The sequence below is a fragment of the Catellatospora bangladeshensis genome (genome assembly GCF_016862575.1).
Lineage (GTDB): Bacteria > Actinomycetota > Actinomycetes > Mycobacteriales > Micromonosporaceae > Catellatospora > Catellatospora bangladeshensis.
In genome coordinates this window covers 77,740-94,284 of the sequence record NZ_BONF01000008.1, presented here as the reverse complement: position 1 = coordinate 94,284, position 16,545 = coordinate 77,740, and the positions used below count along the sequence as shown (strand labels likewise).

The following is a 16,545-nucleotide window of genomic DNA, read 5'->3' as shown; positions in this document are numbered from 1 at the left end:
ATCACTTCGATAGTAGGGGGAGGCGCCATGCAGAAGCGGGCGTTCCGGATCTCCGGATTCATCATGGTGCTGGTGTCGCTGCTGGTGCTGGCCGCCACGATCGCCGTCATCGCGGTCAGCCACGACGCGCCGAACAACGACGCCGTGCTGGGCATCGCCGTCGCCGTCGGCACGCTGCTGCTGGTGCTGATCGCCACCGGGTTCATCGTGATCAGCCCGAACGACGCGCGGGTCATCCAGTTCTTCGGCAAGTACGTGGGCTCGATCGGCGAGCCCGGGTTCCACTGGACCTGGCCGCTGACCGAGAAGAGCAAGATCTCCAAGCGGGTGCGCAACTTCGAGTCCAACCGCCTCAAGGTCTCCGACGCCGACGGCAACCCGGTCGAGATCGCCGCGGTGGTCGTCTGGCGGGTGGTCGACACCTACGCGGCCAAGTTCGCGGTGGACGACTTCGCGCACTTCGTCGAGGTGCAGGCGGAGACGGCGGTGCGGCACCTGGCGACCAGCTACCCGTACGAGGCGCACGGCAGCGGCCGGACCAGCCTGCGGGACAGCGCCGCGGTCAGCGACGAGCTGACCGCCGAGCTGCGGGAGCGGGTGGCGCTGGCCGGTGTCGAGGTGGTCGAGTCGCGGATCACCCATCTCGCCTATGCTGCGGAGATCGCGCAGGCGATGCTGGCTCGCCAGCAGGCGCAGGCCATCGTCGCGGCGCGGTCGACGATCGTGGAGGGCGCGGTCGGCATGGTCTCCAGCGCGCTGGAGCAGCTGAGCGAGCAGGGTGTGGTCGAGCTGGACGAGGAGCGCAAGGCGCACATGGTGTCCAACCTGCTGGTGGTGCTCTGCGGCGACCGCAACGCGCAGCCCGTCGTCAACACGGGCTCCCTCTACTGAGGACGGCCCGGTGCCTGAACGCAAGAAACTGTTGCTGCGGCTCGATCCCGCGGTGTACGACGCGGTGGCCCGCTGGGCGGCGGACGACCTGCGCAGCGTCAACGCGCAGATCGAGTACGCCCTGCGGGCCGCGCTGCGGTCGGCGGGGCGCCAGCCCGGCCGCGCCGCCGACGGCCCGCCGCCGGAGGACCTGGCCGACACGGAGGACCCGGCGGACGGCTAGGCCCCGCCGGGTCCGATCCGGACGATCAGAGCGGCGAGTCCGGCGCGGGCACCGCGTCGCGCACCACGACCGCGGGTCGGCGGCCGGCGAACACCGCGGCGACCAGCAGCGACAGCCAGACCAGGTGCAGCAGGGCGATCAGCACGCTGACGATCCCGATGACGGTGGACGAGCCGTCGGCCTCGTACACCGCCCGGATGCCCCACAGCCCCCACCAGGTGCTGACGAGCACGCCGACGATGCCGAGCACACAGGCGGCCATGGCGAGCCCGGTGGCCACGGCGCCGAGCCGGGCCCGCATGGTCAGCGCGAGGACCAGGCCGACCAGGAACGGCAGCGCGCCGATCAGCTGCGGCACGGCGTAGCCGAGCATGCCGAAGTCGAACGAGGATTCCACGAAGATCTCCCGAGGGGTGGGCAACTCGGACACCGTATCGAGAAGCGGCAACCCGTGCACCCCTACGATGACCGCGTGACGATCTCCTTCCCGGCCGGGGCGTACACCGTCCTCGCGCCCGCGACCAGCGCCAACCTCGGGCCGGGGTTCGACGCCCTGGGCCTGGCCCTGGACCTCTGCGACGAGGTCACCGCCTGGGTCCCCGAGGACGGCAAGACCACGGTCGAGGTCACCGGTGAGGGCGCGGGCGAGCTGCCGCAGGACGAGACGCACCTGATCGTGCACGCGATGCGGGAGACCTTCGCCGAGCTGGGCGCTCAGCCGGCCGGGCTGGCGCTGCACTGCCGCAACCGCATCCCGCAGGCGCGCGGGCTCGGCTCGTCGAGCGCGGCCATCGTCGCCGGGGTGACCCTGGCCAACGCGCTGGCGGGGGGCCGGCTGAGCCGGGCCGACGAGGTCCGGATCGCGGGCCGGCTGGAGGGGCACCCGGACAACATCGCGCCGTGCCTGCTCGGCGGCTTCACCATCGCCTGGACCGAAGCGGGCGGCGCGCGCGCCGTGTCGCTGCCGGTGGCGCCCGAGATCCGGCCGACCGTGTTCGTGCCCGCCGTACGCGGACTGACCGCGCACGCCCGCGCCGCGCTGCCGGGCGCCGTGCCGCACGCGGACGCGTCGTTCAACGCCGGCCGCTCGGCGCTGCTCGTGCACGCACTGACCGGCGCCCCGGACCTGCTGTTCGAGGCCACCGAGGACCGGCTGCACCAGGGTTACCGGGCGGCGGGAATGCCGGAGACCGCCGCGCTCGTTGCACGTCTGCGAGAGGCGGGTGTCGCCGCCGTGGTGAGCGGCGCCGGGCCGAGCGTGCTGGCGCTAACGCCCCTGCCATCCGGTTTCGACCTCGGTGGGAGTTGGCTCGCGCACACTCTGCCGGTTTTCTCTGGTGGAGCCCGCGTCTCGGCAGGTAGGATCCCGGGGTAGAAACCGGGGCGTTTGACCTCGCTTTTGCAGCAGTTCAGACACGCCGAGTAGCCCGGTGTTGCCGCTGGTCTCAGTCGTTGATTACGCTCTAGGCAGCACAGCCGCGAAGCGCCCGATCTAGCGGGGCGGCGCAACCGGAGCTCGGTTCAGACGGATACCGTTTGCCAGACGGCCGTCCACCCCCAGTCCTATGCCTGCTGCCGCAGACTGATCGCACGCTCCAGGCGTGTCCGCGCCGTCGTTCATGGACGGCTCCGGAACGCCGTCGAGACTGCGCGAAGACCCCCGTAGGGCTCGCTACGAGCACCGACGGGTTCCGAGGCCGCCCGGCCGCCAACTGTCTCACCAAGACCCGGGCTGCCCCGGCCAATCGAGGGAAGGAATCCATTGAGCGACACCACCGACGTGACGTCGGATGTCTCCCACGTCGCTGACGACGCCTCCACCGGCCGGCGCCGCCGCTCCGCCGGCAGCGGACTCTCCGCGAAGCTGCTGCCGGAGCTGCAGACGATGGCAGCGGGTTTGGGAATCACCGGCACCGCGCGAATGCGTAAGGGCGAGCTGATCGCCGCGATCACGGCCAGCCAGGGCGGCGGCGCTCCGCGCCCCCGTGCTGATGTGGCCGCGGCCGCCGCACCGGCTCGCGAGGAGGTGCGGGCCGAGGTCCGCGAGTCCGCGGGCGAGCCCGCGGCCGCTGCCGAGGGCACCGAGCAGCGAGGCGAGCGGCGTGGCCGCCGCAACGCGCCGGAGCCGCGTGGTGAGGCGGAGGCGCCGGCCGAGGGCCGGGAGAGCCGTCGTGAGTCCCGCCGGGAGCGGGGCGAGCGCGGTGAGCGTGGGGACCGTGCCGAGCGCGGTGAGCGCGGCGACCGTGCCGAGCGGGGCGACCGTGCCGAGCGCGGGGACCGTGCCGAGCGCGGTGACCGGGCCGAGCGGGGCGAGCGCAACGCCAACCGTGGCGACCGCGATGGCAACCGTGGCGACCGCGATGGCAACCGCGGCGACCGCGACGGCAACCGCGGTGAGCGCGACGCCGGGTTCGACGGTGACGAGGACGGCGACGGCCGCCGTGGCCGGCGCAGCCGGTTCCGCGACCGCCGGCGTGGCCGCGAGCGCGGCGAGAACGTCGGTGGCGGCGGCGAGCCGCAGGTGGCCGAGGACGACGTGCTCGTGCCGGTCGCCGGCATCGTCGACGTGCTCGACAACTACGCCTTCGTCCGGACCACCGGCTACCTCTCCGGCCCGAACGACGTCTACGTGTCGATGTCGCAGGTGAAGAAGTACGGCCTGCGCCGCGGTGACGCCATCACCGGTGCCGTGAAGACGGCCCGCGACGGCGAGCAGCGGCGCGACAAGTACAACCCGCTCGTGCGGCTGGACACCGTGAACGGCATGGAGCCCGAGGAGGCCCGCCGCCGTTCCGAGTTCTACAAGCTCACTCCGCTGTACCCGCAGGAGCGCCTGCGCCTGGAGACCGAGCCGCACATCCTGACCACCCGGGTCATCGACCTGGTCATGCCGATCGGCAAGGGCCAGCGTGCGCTGATCGTGTCCCCGCCCAAGGCCGGCAAGACCATGGTCCTGCAGGCGCTGGCGAACGCGATCACGAACAACAACCCCGAGTGCCACCTGATGGTCGTGCTGGTCGACGAGCGGCCTGAAGAGGTCACCGACATGCAGCGCTCGGTCAAGGGCGAGGTAATCGCCTCGACGTTCGACCGGCCGCCGCAGGACCACACCACCGTCGCCGAGCTGGCGATCGAGCGGGCCAAGCGCCTGGTCGAGCTGGGTCACGACGTGGTGGTGCTGCTGGACTCGATCACGCGTCTGGGCCGGGCCTACAACCTGGCCGCGCCGGCCTCGGGCCGCATCCTGTCCGGTGGTATCGACTCGACCGCGCTCTACCCGCCCAAGCGCTTCCTCGGCGCGGCCCGCAACATCGAGAACGGCGGCTCGCTCACCATCCTCGCCACGGCGCTGGTGGAGACGGGCTCCATGATGGACACGGTCATCTTCGAGGAGTTCAAGGGCACGGGTAACGCCGAGCTCAAGCTCGACCGGAAGATCGCCGACAAGCGCATCTTCCCGGCCATCGACATCGACCCGTCCGGCACCCGCAAGGAGGAGATCCTGCTGGCGCCGGAGGAGCTGGTCATCGTGCACAAGCTCCGCAAGGTCCTGCACTCGCTGGACTCGCAGGCGGCCCTGGATCTGCTGCTGGACAAGCTGAAGCAGACCCGGACCAACATCGAGTTCCTGATGCAGATCGCGAAGACCACTCCCGGGGAGTGACGTCAGCAGCGAAGACGGCAAGAGGGCCGGCACCGCGAGGTGCCGGCCCTCTTTCTTTTGCGGGTACGCCGCTGAAAATCGGGGGATGTGCAACTACCTTTCGGGGACTAGTGTTCGTCTGAAGTTTTCCTTCAGGCATCCGCGCTGCCGTGCGGCCTCCCCCGGAGCGGGCTGCACTACACGGCAGCCACCCCTCATCCCCGGGAGGAACCGTGCCCACGCGCAGGCGCATACGCCCTCTGCTGCTCGCCCTCACCGCTCTCACCACGGCCGCCGCGGCTCTCCCGGCGCCCGCCGCGGCGACTCCGCTGTTCGGCCCAGCCACCGATCCCTACGGCGAGGTCGTCACCGGACCCGACTACGTGGACACCCCGACCAGCACCCGCCCGGTCGCGCCGGGCGTCACGCTGACCTCGTTCGACCGGTACGACGCGCGTGGTTTCCTGCGCGCCGACGCGCTCACCGTGGACCTGTCCGGCAGCGCCACGGTGGACTACGTGTTCCCCGGCGCGGTCGCCGCCACCCAGCCGCTGTCCCAGCAGGTCGCCGCGCGCGACTACCGCCGCGTCGTGGGCGGGATCAACGGCGACTTCTTCGACATCAACAACTCCGGCGCGGCGCAGGGCGTCGGCATCCGCGACGGCGAGCTGATCCAGGCCCCGATCGCCGGCCACCACAAGGCCGTCGGCTTCACCGCCGGTGACGTGGGCCGCCTGGTCGAGGTGTACTTCGAGGGCACCGCCACGCCCGACGGGGCCGCCCCGATCGCGCTGTCCGGCTTCAACACGCACGTGCTGGGCGCGAACGCGGTCGGCGTGTACACCGGGCTGTGGGGCACCTTCGGCCGCAGCCGCCCGGTGACCGGCGCGAGCCGGGCCACCGAGGTCGTGCTGCGGGACGGGGTGGTCGAGTCCGTCTCCGCGACGCCCGGCAGCGGCGTGATCGCCGACGGCACGCAGGTCCTGCTCGGCCGCGAGACCGGCGCGGACGCGCTCGCCGCGCTGGTCCCGGGCACCCGGGTTCAGGTCAGCTACCGGCCGCGCAGCTCCGACGGCGGCGAGCTGGACACCGCCATCGGCGGCAACGTCTGGCTGGTCCGCGGCGGGCAGATCTCGTCCGAGGCGGCCGTGGACGCCGACAACCCGCGCAGCGCGGTCGGCTTCGACGCCACCGGCACGAAGATGTACCTGCTCACGGTCGACGGGCGGCAGGCCGACAGCCACGGGCTGACGCTGCGCGACCTGGCCGTGATGATGCAGCGGCTCGGCGCGCACGACGCGCTCAACCTGGACGGCGGCGGCTCCTCGACGATGCTCGCCCGCGAGCCGGGCACGGCGGCCCCGCAGATCGAGAACGCGCCCTCGGACGGCACCGAGCGGCCCACCCCGAACGGCCTGGCGGTGCTGTCGCCGGTCGGCAGCGGGCGGCTGCACGGCTTCTGGGTCGAGACCGCGACCGCGCCGATGGCCGCGCCCACCCTCAACGACGTGCGTGGCGGGCGGCCCGACCGGGTGTTCCCGGGCCACTCGCGCAAGCTCACCGCCGCCGGCTACGACGAGACCTACGGCCCCGCCGCGGGCGACCCGTCGTGGCTGGTCTTCCCGCCGATCGGCCGGGTCGAGGGCGGCACGTTCAAGGCGCTCGCGCCCGGCAGCGCGACGGTCACCGCGTACCGGGGCACGGCCACCGGAAAGCTGGGCCTGACCGTGCTCAACCCGCTCACCCGGATCAGCCCGACGGCCGGGCGGCTGTCGCTGGCCGGGGTCGGCGGCACCGGGAGCTTCGGCGTGCTCGGCTTCGACCGGGACGCGCAGAGCGCCCCGATCGAGCCCGGAGAGGTCGCCCTGTCCTACGACAGCGCGATCGTGGACATCGCGCCGGACGGTGCGGGCGGCTTCAAGGTCACCGGGAAGGCCGACGGCGGCACCGTCGTCGCGCTGACCGTGGACGGGTTCACCACGCGGGTTGGCGTCACCGTCGGGGCGCGCGAGGTCGTCGTCGCGAACTTCGACGACGCGGCCGCGTGGAAGTGCACCGCCGCGCGCGCCACCTGCGCGGTCGCCCCGGCGCCCGGCCACGACGGGCAGGGCCTGCGCATGTCGTACGACTTCACCCAGTCCACCGGCACGCGCACCTCGTACGCCACCCCGCCCGCCCTGATCGAGCTGCCCGGTCAGCCGCTCGCGGTGAGCATGTGGGTCAACCCGGAGGCCGGTCGCGGCGAGTGGGCCCGGATGCAGGTCTACGACGGCACGGGCGCGCTCGTCCCGGCGTTCAGCGGCCCGTACCTGACGAGGACCGGCTGGCAGAAGATCGAGTTCCCGGTGCCCGCCGGGCTGCAGTACCCGCTGAAGTTCCGCTGGTTCTACCCGGCGGAGATCAAGCCCGAGGCGTCCTACACCAACGCGGTCGTCATCGACGACCTCGCGGTGAAGCTCCCGGCCGAGATCGACGTGCCCGCCGACCCGGCGTACCGGCGTGACTTCGTGATCCGGGACGGGGCCGCCGCGGACGAGCAGTGGCGCTTCGCGGTCATGTCCGACGCCCAGTTCGTGGCCCGCAACCCGGACAGCGACCTGGTCCGCAACGCGCGCCGCACGCTGCGCGAGATCAAGGCCGCCGCGCCGGACTTCCTCGTCATCAACGGCGACTTCGTGGACGAGGCAGCCCCGGCCGACATCGCGCTGGCCAAGCAGATCCTCGACGAGGAGCTGGGCGGCACGCTGCCGTACTACTACGTGCCCGGCAACCACGAGATCATGGGACCCGGCAACCTGGACAACTTCCGGGCCGTGTTCGGCGACACCCACCGGGTCGCCGACCACAAGGGCACCCGCCTGGTCATGCTCGACACCTCGAAGGGCACGCTGCGCGGCGGCGGGTTCGACCAGGTGCTGATGCTGCGCAAGGCGCTGGACGAGGCGGCGGACGACCCGGCGGTCGGCTCGGTCGCGGTGTTCTTCCACCACCCGCCGCGCGACCCCACCCCGGTCCAGGCCAGCGAGCTGGCCGAGGCCAAGGAGGTGGCGACCGTGGAGCGGTGGCTGGCCGACTTCCAGTGGACCTCCGGCAAGGGCGCCGCGATGGTCAACAGCCACGTGGGCACGTTCGCGGCCAGCGAGATCGACGGGGTGCCGTACCTGATCAACGGGAACTCGGGCAAGGCGCCGTCCACGTCGGCGGCCGAGGGCGGGTTCACCGGCTGGACCATGATCGGCGTCGACCCGGTCACCCCGCTGGAGTGGCTGGTGCCGCGGCTGTACCCGCAGGCCGGGGTCAGCGACTGGTTCCACGCCGAGATCCGCCCGCACGTCGACGAGCTGACGCTGACCGCGCCGGGTTCGCTCGCCGTGGGCGCGTCCGGCCCGGTGTCGGCCGTGGTCACCCAGGCGGGGCGGCAGGTGCCGGTCGCCTACCCGGTGTCGGCGGACTGGGCGGGCACCGTACACATCGGCCCGGCCCGCACCGCCCCGAAGTCCGCGGTCGCGTCCTATGACCCGGCCACCGGCCGGCTCACGGCCCTCCGCCCCGGCACCGCCACCCTCACGGTCACGGTCAACGCGGTCACCGCCACGGCCACCGTCACGGTGTCCTGACTCCACCCACACGGCGGGCCCGCCCCATCCCGGGCGCGGGCCCGCCGACCCGCTGCAGTTTCGGGGAAACTGCAGCCGCGGAGCCGGGCATTCGTGCACTTTCCCCGAAACTGCCGCGCGGCGTGCGGTGGCGCGCGGCGGGCCGGGTCAGGGGATGAGGTCGGTGACGGGGAGGGTGGCCCAGTCGAGGCGGGCGACGGTGATGACGTCGGCGGCGGTGAAGGTGCCGGTGGACTCGTACACGTCGGTCTCGTCGAGCTGGTACGTGTGCACCGTGAAGTCGGGCAGCGGCTCGACGCGCCAGTAGAACGGGATGCCCGCGTCGGCGTACTCGGCCGGCTTGTGCTTGCGGTCGGCGGTCTGCGTGCCGGGGCTGACCACCTCCACGGCCAGCAGCACGTCCTTGGGGGAGAAGCTGAACCAGTCCAGGTTCACCGCGGCGCGGCGCACCACCAGCACGTCCGGGTTGCGCCGGTGGTCGTCGGCGAGCCGGATCTCCTGCTCGTGCAGCGCGAGCAGGTGGTCCGGGCAGCGGCGCAGCAGGCCCTGCACGAGCCGCATCATGACGATCTGGTGGCGCGTGGTGGGGGGCGTCATGACGTGCAGCACTCCGTCCACGAGCTCGATCCGGGGATCCGGGGGCAGGGCGTCGTACTCGTCAGGGGTGACCGTCACGGCGGTGGGCAGCACGAGGGCGGTCCCGTCATGGGTGATCCGCTGGGACGGCCTGGTCATGGACAGCCCTCTCGTACTGCTCGCTGTCAATCCATGGTAGGAACCCGGACCGCCGCCGTCGAGCATGCGGCGGCGGTCCGGGCTCAGAAGTCACCCTCGGCCACCTGGAACACGGTCAGCCCCAGCTCGCGCCACATGCGTACGACCTGGTTGCGGTCGTCCAGCACGCACACGACGTACCAGTCGTCGCGGATCTCGCGCTCGAAGATCTCCCGCTTGACCACGGAGTCCTTGCGCTGGTCCCCGTTGCCGCGCATGTGCAGCGCCGCGTACGGCACCCCGACGTACTTCTCCAGCCACGCCTGCGTGCCCGCGCGGGCCGCGTCCACCCGGCCGGAGCAGTAGATGATCGTGTGCCCGGCCGCGTGCAGCGCGCGCACCGCGTCGATCACCGGCTGGTGCGGCTCGTCCAGGTGCACCCGGGTGTGGTCGTACGGGCTGCGGTCGCCCATCAGCGCGACGGTGCCGTCCAGGTCGACCAGCACCGCTCGCGGCTTGTCCACGGGCGGGGTGTAGACCAGGCGCGGCCCGGCCTGCGGCAGCACCAGCGCCTCCCGGCGCCCGGCCAGGAAGCGCTCGTGCATGCGCAGGATCACCTCGGGCCCGACCCGCTCGGCCTCGGGCCGGGCCGCGTCGCGCTCCAGGCAGACCTCCAGCGGCACGTCGGTGAAGTCGCGCAGCACCACCTGCGCGCCGCAGTCCACGGCCAGCTCGGCCAGCTCACGGACCACCTTGGCGCGCAGGTTGGTGTCGTCGCAGATCACATCGGCGCCCGCCTTGAGCAGCGCCTCGACCTGCGCCCGGTGGGCGACGGTGACCTGCCGCTCCGCCCAGCCCTCACCGAGGTGGCCGCCGTGCAGCATGCGCCGCAGGTCGTCGCGGTTGACCCGGACGCCCGGCTGCGCCTTGGCCCACGTGGTCTTGCCCGAGCCGGGCAGGCCCCGGGTGATGGTGAGGGTGGGCATCGCGTCTCCTTGTCGTGCTACTCGTCGTCGAAGGTACGGCCGTGGGGAGTCTCGTCCGCGTCCGGCTTGAGCTCTTCCCAGAGCTGGCGGCGGTACGCCTTGCCGTCGAGGTGCGCGAACAGGTATCCGCGCAGCTCGTGCCGCCCGGCGACCATGGCGTAGTCCTTGCGCGACCAGCCGTCCGGCAACCCGGCGACGATCTGGTCGTGCGTCGCCGCGACCCGCTTCTCCAGCTCGTCGAGGCCCGCCGTGAGCCGGGTCGCCAGGTCGGTGACCCACGGGTGGAACTCGTCGGGCAGCGGCTCGGCGATCTCGGCCACGGTCGCGCCCGCGCCCAGCGCCGCCCACACCACGCGCGCGTTCAGGCCCGTCACCACCCGGTGCAGGTCGACGTACTCGGGGTACTTGAGCTTGATCCGGGTGTCCGGGCCGAGCGCGTGCACGACCAGGCCCTCCCGCCCCGGCCGCGCCGGTGCGGCCAGCGCGTCGCGGAACGTGGCGTACGCGAACGTCTCCACCACCGGGCCCGGCCAGTCGGCGACCGCGCCGGGCGGGAACGACCGGCCCGTGGCGATCTCCACCGCGCCGAGCAGCATCAGGTCGTCCAGCCGCCCGTAGTCGACCACGATCCGGTTCCCCGGGTAGATGATCTCCACGAGCACGGTGAGCCCGGCCGGCGGCGCCCAGTGCGGGTAGCGCTCGCGCAGCAGCCGGGTCGCGTGCTGCGCCTGCACCGACGCGAACGAGCCGCGGGTGGCCACCGCCGGGCCGTCCGGGGTGGGGTACACGATGCCCAGCGAGCCGTCCGCCTTGTCGGTGACCACGACCGGCTCGTCCAGGCCGATCACGGCCGCGCCCGGCTGCCCGTGGTTGAAGAACTTGACCAGGGGGCGCGCCAGCACCGCGCCGGACGCATCAGTGACCAACCCGCGGCACGCGAGTGTCACCTCGTCCCACGCGTTCGCGTAGGTGCACTTCTCGGTGTAGTTCCAGATGGTCAGCGGCAGGGCCGGGTGGACCTGCGCGCGGACGAGCCCATCGGCCACGGCACGGTCCAGTGCCCCGGGCGGGAACATGGCGGCGAGGGTCGTTGTTGCGATGGGGGACATGGCCGGTGACGCTACGAGACTTCCTCGCGAAACGCAGCCGAGTTAGCCGCTGCGAAGCGCGACCGGGGTGGATGGCATACTGGTCAGTCGCCACCGGGACTGGTTCACGCCCGAGCTGTCCGGACGAGCGTCCGGCAGTGCTGACAGCGACCCAGCGCCCACGAAACGAAAGGACCGCGGCTATGAAGTCCGGTATCCACCCGCAGTACGACGTGACCACCGTCACCTGCTCCTGCGGCAACACCTTCACCACCCGCAGCACCGCCAAGGGCGGTCAGATCCACGCCGAGACCTGCAGCGCCTGTCACCCGTTCTACACGGGCAAGCAGCGCGTGCTCGACACGGCCGGCCGGGTGGCCAAGTTCCAGGCCAAGTACGCCAAGGTCCAGAAGAAGGACGCCAAGTAGCAGCCGTGCCCGCGCCCGCTCCGTCACCGACGGGGCGGGCGTTGTGCTGTTGCAGGTCATACCGCTGTGGAGTGAGGATTCGGACATGAGCAACGAGCGACTCACCGCGCTGCTGGCCGAGTACGCGGAGCTGGAGGCGCGGCTGGCCGACCCGGCGATCCACGCCGACCAGGCGGAGGCGCGGCGGGTGGGGCGGCGCTTCGCCGAGCTCACCCCGATCCACAAGACCGCCGCGGAGCTGGAATCGGCCCGCGCGGACCTGGAAGCCGCCCGCGAGCTGGCCGCGATCGACCCCGACTTCGCCACCGAGGCGGTCAGCCTGGAGCAGCGGCTGCCCGACCTGGAGGAGAAGCTCGCCGAGCTGCTCGCGCCGCGTGACCCCAACGACGCCAAGGACGTGATCCTGGAGATCAAGTCCGGTGAGGGCGGCGAGGAGTCCGCGCTGTTCGCGGGCGACCTGCTGCGCATGTACCTGCGCTACGCCGAGCGGCGCGGCTGGCTCACCGAGGTGCTCGACTCGCAGGAGTCGGACCTGGGCGGGGTCAAGGACGTCTCGGTCGCCATCAAGACCCGCGGCCTGCCCGACGGCGGCAACGGCGTCTGGTCCCGGCTCAAGTGGGAGGGCGGCGTACACCGTGTGCAGCGCGTCCCCGCCACCGAGTCCCAGGGCCGCATCCACACCTCCGCCGCGGGCGTCCTCGTCATGCCCGAGGCCGAGGAGACCGAGATCGACATCGACACCAACGACCTGCGCATCGACGTCTACCGCTCGCAGGGCGCCGGCGGCCAGTCCGTCAACACCACCGACTCGGCCGTACGCATCACCCACATCCCCACCGGCACGGTCGTCACCTGCCAGAACGAGCGCTCCCAGCTGCAGAACAAGGACAAGGCGATGCGCATGCTGCGCGCCAAGCTCGCCCAGCTCGCCGAGGAGCAGGCCCTGGCCGCCGCCGCCGACGCCCGCAAAGCCCAGATCCGCACCGTCGACCGCAGCGAGCGCATCCGCACCTACAACTACCCCCAGAACCGCCTCACCGACCACCGCATCGGCTACACCGCCTACAACCTCGACCTCGCCATCGCCGGCGACATGGACGGCGTCCTCGAAGCCCTCACCACCGCCGACCGCGCCGCCCGCCTCGCCGGCGAAACAGAACTCTCCCGCTCCTGACCCCTATCCCGCGCTTCACAAGTGCGTCGATCTTGCGTGAACTGTGGGTGCGGCACGCCCTTTTCGGGCATATCCCTAACACTTCGCGCAAGATCGACGTGATCTTCGGCGCTGGAGTGCGCCCTCAGTGGCCGGCGGAGTCGTAGCGGCGGAGGCCGGCGCGGAAGACGGTGCGGGCGAGCCAGACGCAGTAGGCGGCCATCAGCGGGGTGAGCAGGCCGATCCAGGAGTGCTCCTTGTCGAGCACCCAGGTGGCGGGGAAGAAGCTGATGAAGGCGTACGGGACCAGCACCGTGAACGCCGCGCGCACCGCGACGCCGTAGATGGTGATCGGGTACTTGGCCATGTCGGCGGTGCGGATCAAGGTCATCGCGAAGACGGGGTGCGGGCCGCCGACCCAGAACGACACCGCGTTGCCGATCACGATCAGGGACAGCAGGATCGTGGCCGAGCTGACCAGCATCACCAGGCCGCCCACGATCTTGACGGGGGTCCACTCGATGCCCGCGTTGGCCAGGCCCCAGCCGATCATCGCGCCGCCGCCGACGACGTCGCCGAACCCGTGCATGCCGATGCCGCCGCTGATCACCTGCACCGGCACGTTGACCGGGCGCACCAGCGGATAGTCCAGCTCGCCGTGGTTGATCCGCCGGGCCAGGCGCCAGGTGCCTTCGAAGAACAGCGGGCCGAGCCCGTTGATGAAGCCGAAGGTCCCGGCCAGCAGCACCGCCTCCGGGTAGGACCAGCCGTTGAGGGCGGGCACGTGCGCGAACACGGCGCTCAGGAAGACCAGGTTGAGCACCTGGAACAGCAGCCCGGCGACGACCAGGATCCAGAAGTCGGCCTCGTACTCCAGCACCGCGCGCAGGTGCGCGCCCAGGCTGCGCCGGTAGATCCGTAACACCCGGCGCACGTCAGCCTCCGTGGACGGTCAGGGCGCGCAGCGCGCGCCGCCAGATGAGCCGGGCGCCCCACCACAGCGCCACCACCCAGGCCGCTTGGACGGCCAGCAGCCGCAGCGCCTCCCAGCCGGTGGCCTGCTCCAGGAAGATCGCGGCGGGGGTGGCCGTGATGCTGGCGAACGGCAGCACCGACGCCGGCCCGGCCAGCCAGGCGGGCAGCAGCGCGAGCGGGATCAGCGCGCCGGAGAACAGCGTCACGATCGCGTCCTTGGCCCACGAGACGCCCATGAAGTTCTGGGTCCAGAAGCAGACCATGGTGGTGATGTACGCGATGGCGAACTTCAGCGGCGCGACCATCAGGAAGCTCAGCACGAACAGCAGCGCCTGGCCGGGACCGGGCAGGGGCAGGCCGTCGGTGAGCGCCATCACCGCCGTGGCCGCCACCGCGATCGCGATGAACTCCGTGGCCAGGCCGCCCATGTGCTCGCTGAACCGGGCCCACTGGTAGTCCAGCGGTTTGGTCAGGTCGGTGGCCACGTGCCCGTCGAGGATGCGGTTGGCCATCCACCAGTCGCCGTACGCCGAGCCCAGTGCGCCGGTCGCCCAGCCCACCAGCAGGTACGCCTTCATCCGGTCCCAGTCGTAGCCGCCGATGTCACCGTCGGCCAGCAGCGCGTGCCACACCGCCAGCGAGCCCGCGAGGAACGTCGCCCCGCCGATCCACAGGATCACCGAACTCATCCGGTACGCCAGGACCCGGCGCGCCGACATGCGCAGCAGCCCGAGATACGGCTTCATCGCAGCAGCTCCCCGGCGTACACCTTGCGCACCACGTCCTCGATCGCGGGCTCGTCCAGGTGCAGCTCGCCGACCTCGACCACGTCCAGCACCGCGGCGATGACCAGCCCTGCGGTGTACCGGAACCGGTCGAACGTGATCGTCACCTCGGTCGGGCTCTCCCCGCCCACGATCTCCACCTCGGGCAGCCGCTCGGCGAGCTTCTCCAGCGGGGTGACCTCGGCCAGCTGCAGGTGCATCCGGCGTACCCGGGCGAAGCGGTCCTTCATCTCGGCCAGCGGGCCGTCGAAGATCTTGCGGCCCTCGTCGATGATGACGATCCGCTCGCACACGTCCTCGATGTCGCCCAGGTCGTGCGTGGTCAGCATGAGCGTGGTGCCGTCGGCGCGCAGCTCGCGCAGGAACTCGCGGACCCGGTCCTTGACCGCGATGTCCAGGCCGATGGTCGGCTCGTCCAGGTACACGATCTTCGGCTGGTGCAGCAGCGCGGCGGCCAGGTCGGCGCGCATGCGCTGGCCGAGCGACAGCTTGCGGGACATCACCGGCAGCAGTTCGCCGAGGCCGAGCACGGCGTCGAGCCGCTCCAGCCGCTGCTTGTAGAAGGCCGGGCTCAGGTCGTACATGTCGCGCAGCAGGTCCAGCGACTCGCGCACCGGCAGGTCCCACCACAGCTGCGTGCGCTGGCCGAACAGGACGCCGATGTTGCGCGCGTTGGCGACGCGGTCGGCGTTCGGGTTCAGCCCCGCCACCGACACCGTGCCCGCCGTCGGCACCAGGATGCCGGTGAGCAGCTTGATCGTCGTCGACTTGCCGGCCCCGTTGGGGCCCACGTACGCCACCGACTCGCCGGCCTCGATCGACAGGTCGATCCCATCGACCGCGCGGAAGTCCTTGAACCTCCGCTGCACCAGATGTTTCAGGGCGCCCCGCAGACCCGGATCCTTCTCCGGCCGACGGAAGATCTTCGTCAGCCCTCGGGCCTCGACCAATGACATGCCGCGACCCTCCCAGCGCCCCTCCGCCGCGGTCAACCGCATTCCCGCCCACCCGCCACCGCCGCGTCCCCCGCTGATCATCCGACTTGCCCGGCACCTGTGCGTATCTTGAGCGCGCATTCACCCATGTGCCAGGCAACTCAGGTGATCTTCGGCGGGCTGGGGCTCGCCGAAGGGCTCGGGGCGGTGGGGCGGGGTTGCCGGGGGGAGGGGTGGGCTGGGCGGCGGTTACGGTGGGCGGGTGCTCAAGCTCTCCGCCCGGCTCCGGCAGGCTGCCGCCGAACTCGCCGCCGCCGGGATCGACGCCCCGCGCGTCGAGGCGGAGCTGCTCGCGGCGCACGTCCTGGGCACCGCCCGAGGGCGCCTGCTGCTGATCGACTCGCTCACCGACGCGCAGGACGAGCAGCTCGCCGAGCTGGTGCGGCGGCGGGCGGCGCGGATCCCGTTGCAGCACCTCACCGGCACCGCGCCGTTCCTGGACCGGGAGCTGCTGGTCGGGCCCGGCGTCTTCATCCCGCGCCCGGAGACCGAGCTGCTGGCCCGCTGGGGGATCGAGGCGCTGGCCGGGCTGGCCGACCCGGTGGTGCTCGACCTGTGCAGCGGCTCCGGCGCGCTTGCCGTCGCGGTCGCCGACGCGCGCCCGGACGCGCGCGTGTACGCCGTCGAACGCAGCGAGGACGCCCTGCCCTGGCTGCGCCGCAACGCCACCGGCACCGGCGTCGAGGTGCTGCCCGGCGACGTGCGCACCGTCCCGCTCCCGGCCCCCGTGGACCTCGTCCTGAGCAACCCGCCCTACGTCCCGCTGTCCACGACCGTGCCACCCGAGGTCGGCCACGACCCCGCCGAGGCCGTCTTCGCCGGCGCCGAGGGCCTCGACCTCATCCCCGCGCTCGTCGAACGCGCCGCCGAGGTGCTCCGCGACGGCGGCCTCCTCGGCGTCGAGCACGACGACACGCATACCCCCGCCATGTCCGCCCTCCTGGCCGCAGCCTGGACCGACGTCCGCACCCACCCCGACCTGGCCGGCCGCCCCCGCTTCACCACCGCCGTCAGGAAAGGAAGGGCACCTTCTTAACGGTTTCCGTA

Annotated in this window: 15 protein-coding genes; 8 read left to right on the top strand and 7 right to left on the bottom strand. The window is 72.0% G+C overall.

Annotation, left to right across the window (positions count from 1 at the left end; translation table 11 throughout):
- Positions 1 to 27 precede the first annotated feature (27 nt).
- Both Cba03nite_RS05585 and Cba03nite_RS05580 read left to right on the top strand, forming a co-directional pair.
- The gene (locus Cba03nite_RS05585; RefSeq protein WP_203742712.1) at positions 28 to 891 is read left to right on the top strand and encodes an SPFH domain-containing protein; all 864 of its coding nucleotides are present in this window, start codon (positions 28 to 30) and stop codon (positions 889 to 891) included.
- A gap of 10 nt (positions 892 to 901) precedes the next feature.
- Positions 902 to 1,114, top strand: a complete 213-nt coding sequence (locus tag Cba03nite_RS05580; protein WP_203742710.1) for a type II toxin-antitoxin system antitoxin — start codon at positions 902 to 904, stop codon at positions 1,112 to 1,114.
- Between the two features lie 25 nt (positions 1,115 to 1,139).
- Here Cba03nite_RS05580 and Cba03nite_RS05575 read toward each other — a convergent pair whose 3' ends face one another.
- Positions 1,140 to 1,535 carry a hypothetical protein gene (locus tag Cba03nite_RS05575; RefSeq protein ID WP_203742709.1) on the bottom strand — a complete coding sequence of 132 codons (396 nt, stop codon included), beginning with the start codon at positions 1,533 to 1,535 and terminating at the stop codon, positions 1,140 to 1,142.
- A gap of 51 nt (positions 1,536 to 1,586) precedes the next feature.
- Between Cba03nite_RS05575 and thrB the strand changes: the two genes are divergently transcribed.
- From thrB to Cba03nite_RS05560, 3 genes are all read left to right on the top strand, one after another.
- Positions 1,587 to 2,489 carry a homoserine kinase gene (thrB, locus tag Cba03nite_RS05570; RefSeq protein WP_203742707.1) on the top strand — a complete coding sequence of 301 codons (903 nt, stop codon included), beginning with the start codon at positions 1,587 to 1,589 and terminating at the stop codon, positions 2,487 to 2,489.
- A 387-nt stretch (positions 2,490 to 2,876) separates the two neighbouring features.
- Positions 2,877 to 4,778 (top strand): transcription termination factor Rho, encoded by a 1,902-nt coding sequence (gene rho / locus Cba03nite_RS05565; protein WP_203742705.1) that lies wholly within the window; start codon positions 2,877 to 2,879, stop codon positions 4,776 to 4,778.
- 212 nt (positions 4,779 to 4,990) lie between these two features.
- Positions 4,991 to 8,374, top strand: a complete 3,384-nt coding sequence (locus tag Cba03nite_RS05560) for a phosphodiester glycosidase family protein (RefSeq protein WP_239125489.1) — start codon at positions 4,991 to 4,993, stop codon at positions 8,372 to 8,374.
- Between the two features lie 147 nt (positions 8,375 to 8,521).
- Here Cba03nite_RS05560 and Cba03nite_RS05555 read toward each other — a convergent pair whose 3' ends face one another.
- The 3 genes from Cba03nite_RS05555 to Cba03nite_RS05545 form a co-directional block, all read right to left on the bottom strand.
- Positions 8,522 to 9,109, bottom strand: coding sequence for a Uma2 family endonuclease (locus Cba03nite_RS05555; protein ID WP_203742703.1), 588 nt, complete (start codon positions 9,107 to 9,109; stop codon positions 8,522 to 8,524).
- Positions 9,110 to 9,192: 83 nt separating this feature from the next.
- A complete protein-coding gene (locus Cba03nite_RS05550) occupies positions 9,193 to 10,074 on the bottom strand; it encodes a phosphatase domain-containing protein (RefSeq protein WP_203742701.1) in 882 nt (293 codons plus the stop codon).
- A 17-nt stretch (positions 10,075 to 10,091) separates the two neighbouring features.
- Entirely contained in the window at positions 10,092 to 11,183 is a 1,092-nt protein-coding gene (locus tag Cba03nite_RS05545; protein ID WP_239125488.1) for an RNA ligase, read from the bottom strand.
- 182 nt (positions 11,184 to 11,365) lie between these two features.
- Between Cba03nite_RS05545 and rpmE the strand changes: the two genes are divergently transcribed.
- Both rpmE and prfA read left to right on the top strand, forming a co-directional pair.
- Entirely contained in the window at positions 11,366 to 11,590 is a 225-nt protein-coding gene (rpmE, locus tag Cba03nite_RS05540) for a 50S ribosomal protein L31 (protein ID WP_203742699.1), read from the top strand.
- A gap of 85 nt (positions 11,591 to 11,675) precedes the next feature.
- Positions 11,676 to 12,764, top strand: a complete 1,089-nt coding sequence (gene prfA / locus Cba03nite_RS05535; protein ID WP_203742692.1) for a peptide chain release factor 1 — start codon at positions 11,676 to 11,678, stop codon at positions 12,762 to 12,764.
- 124 nt (positions 12,765 to 12,888) lie between these two features.
- Here prfA and Cba03nite_RS05530 read toward each other — a convergent pair whose 3' ends face one another.
- From Cba03nite_RS05530 to Cba03nite_RS05520, 3 genes are read right to left on the bottom strand one after another with little or no spacing between them, the layout of a single operon-like run.
- Positions 12,889 to 13,677 (bottom strand): ABC transporter permease, encoded by a 789-nt coding sequence (locus tag Cba03nite_RS05530; RefSeq protein WP_203742690.1) that lies wholly within the window; start codon positions 13,675 to 13,677, stop codon positions 12,889 to 12,891.
- 1 nt (position 13,678) lies between these two features.
- On the bottom strand, positions 13,679 to 14,464 hold the full coding sequence (locus tag Cba03nite_RS05525; RefSeq protein WP_203742688.1) for an ABC transporter permease: 786 nt from the start codon (positions 14,462 to 14,464) through the stop codon (positions 13,679 to 13,681).
- Positions 14,461 to 15,459, bottom strand: a complete 999-nt coding sequence (locus Cba03nite_RS05520; protein ID WP_203742679.1) for an ABC transporter ATP-binding protein — start codon at positions 15,457 to 15,459, stop codon at positions 14,461 to 14,463. Before Cba03nite_RS05520 ends, Cba03nite_RS05525 begins: the two co-directional genes overlap by 4 nt.
- 241 nt (positions 15,460 to 15,700) lie before the next feature.
- Between Cba03nite_RS05520 and prmC the strand changes: the two genes are divergently transcribed.
- Positions 15,701 to 16,534 carry a peptide chain release factor N(5)-glutamine methyltransferase gene (gene prmC / locus Cba03nite_RS05515; RefSeq protein WP_239125487.1) on the top strand — a complete coding sequence of 278 codons (834 nt, stop codon included), beginning with the start codon at positions 15,701 to 15,703 and terminating at the stop codon, positions 16,532 to 16,534.
- The last annotated feature ends 11 nt before the right edge of the window (positions 16,535 to 16,545 follow it).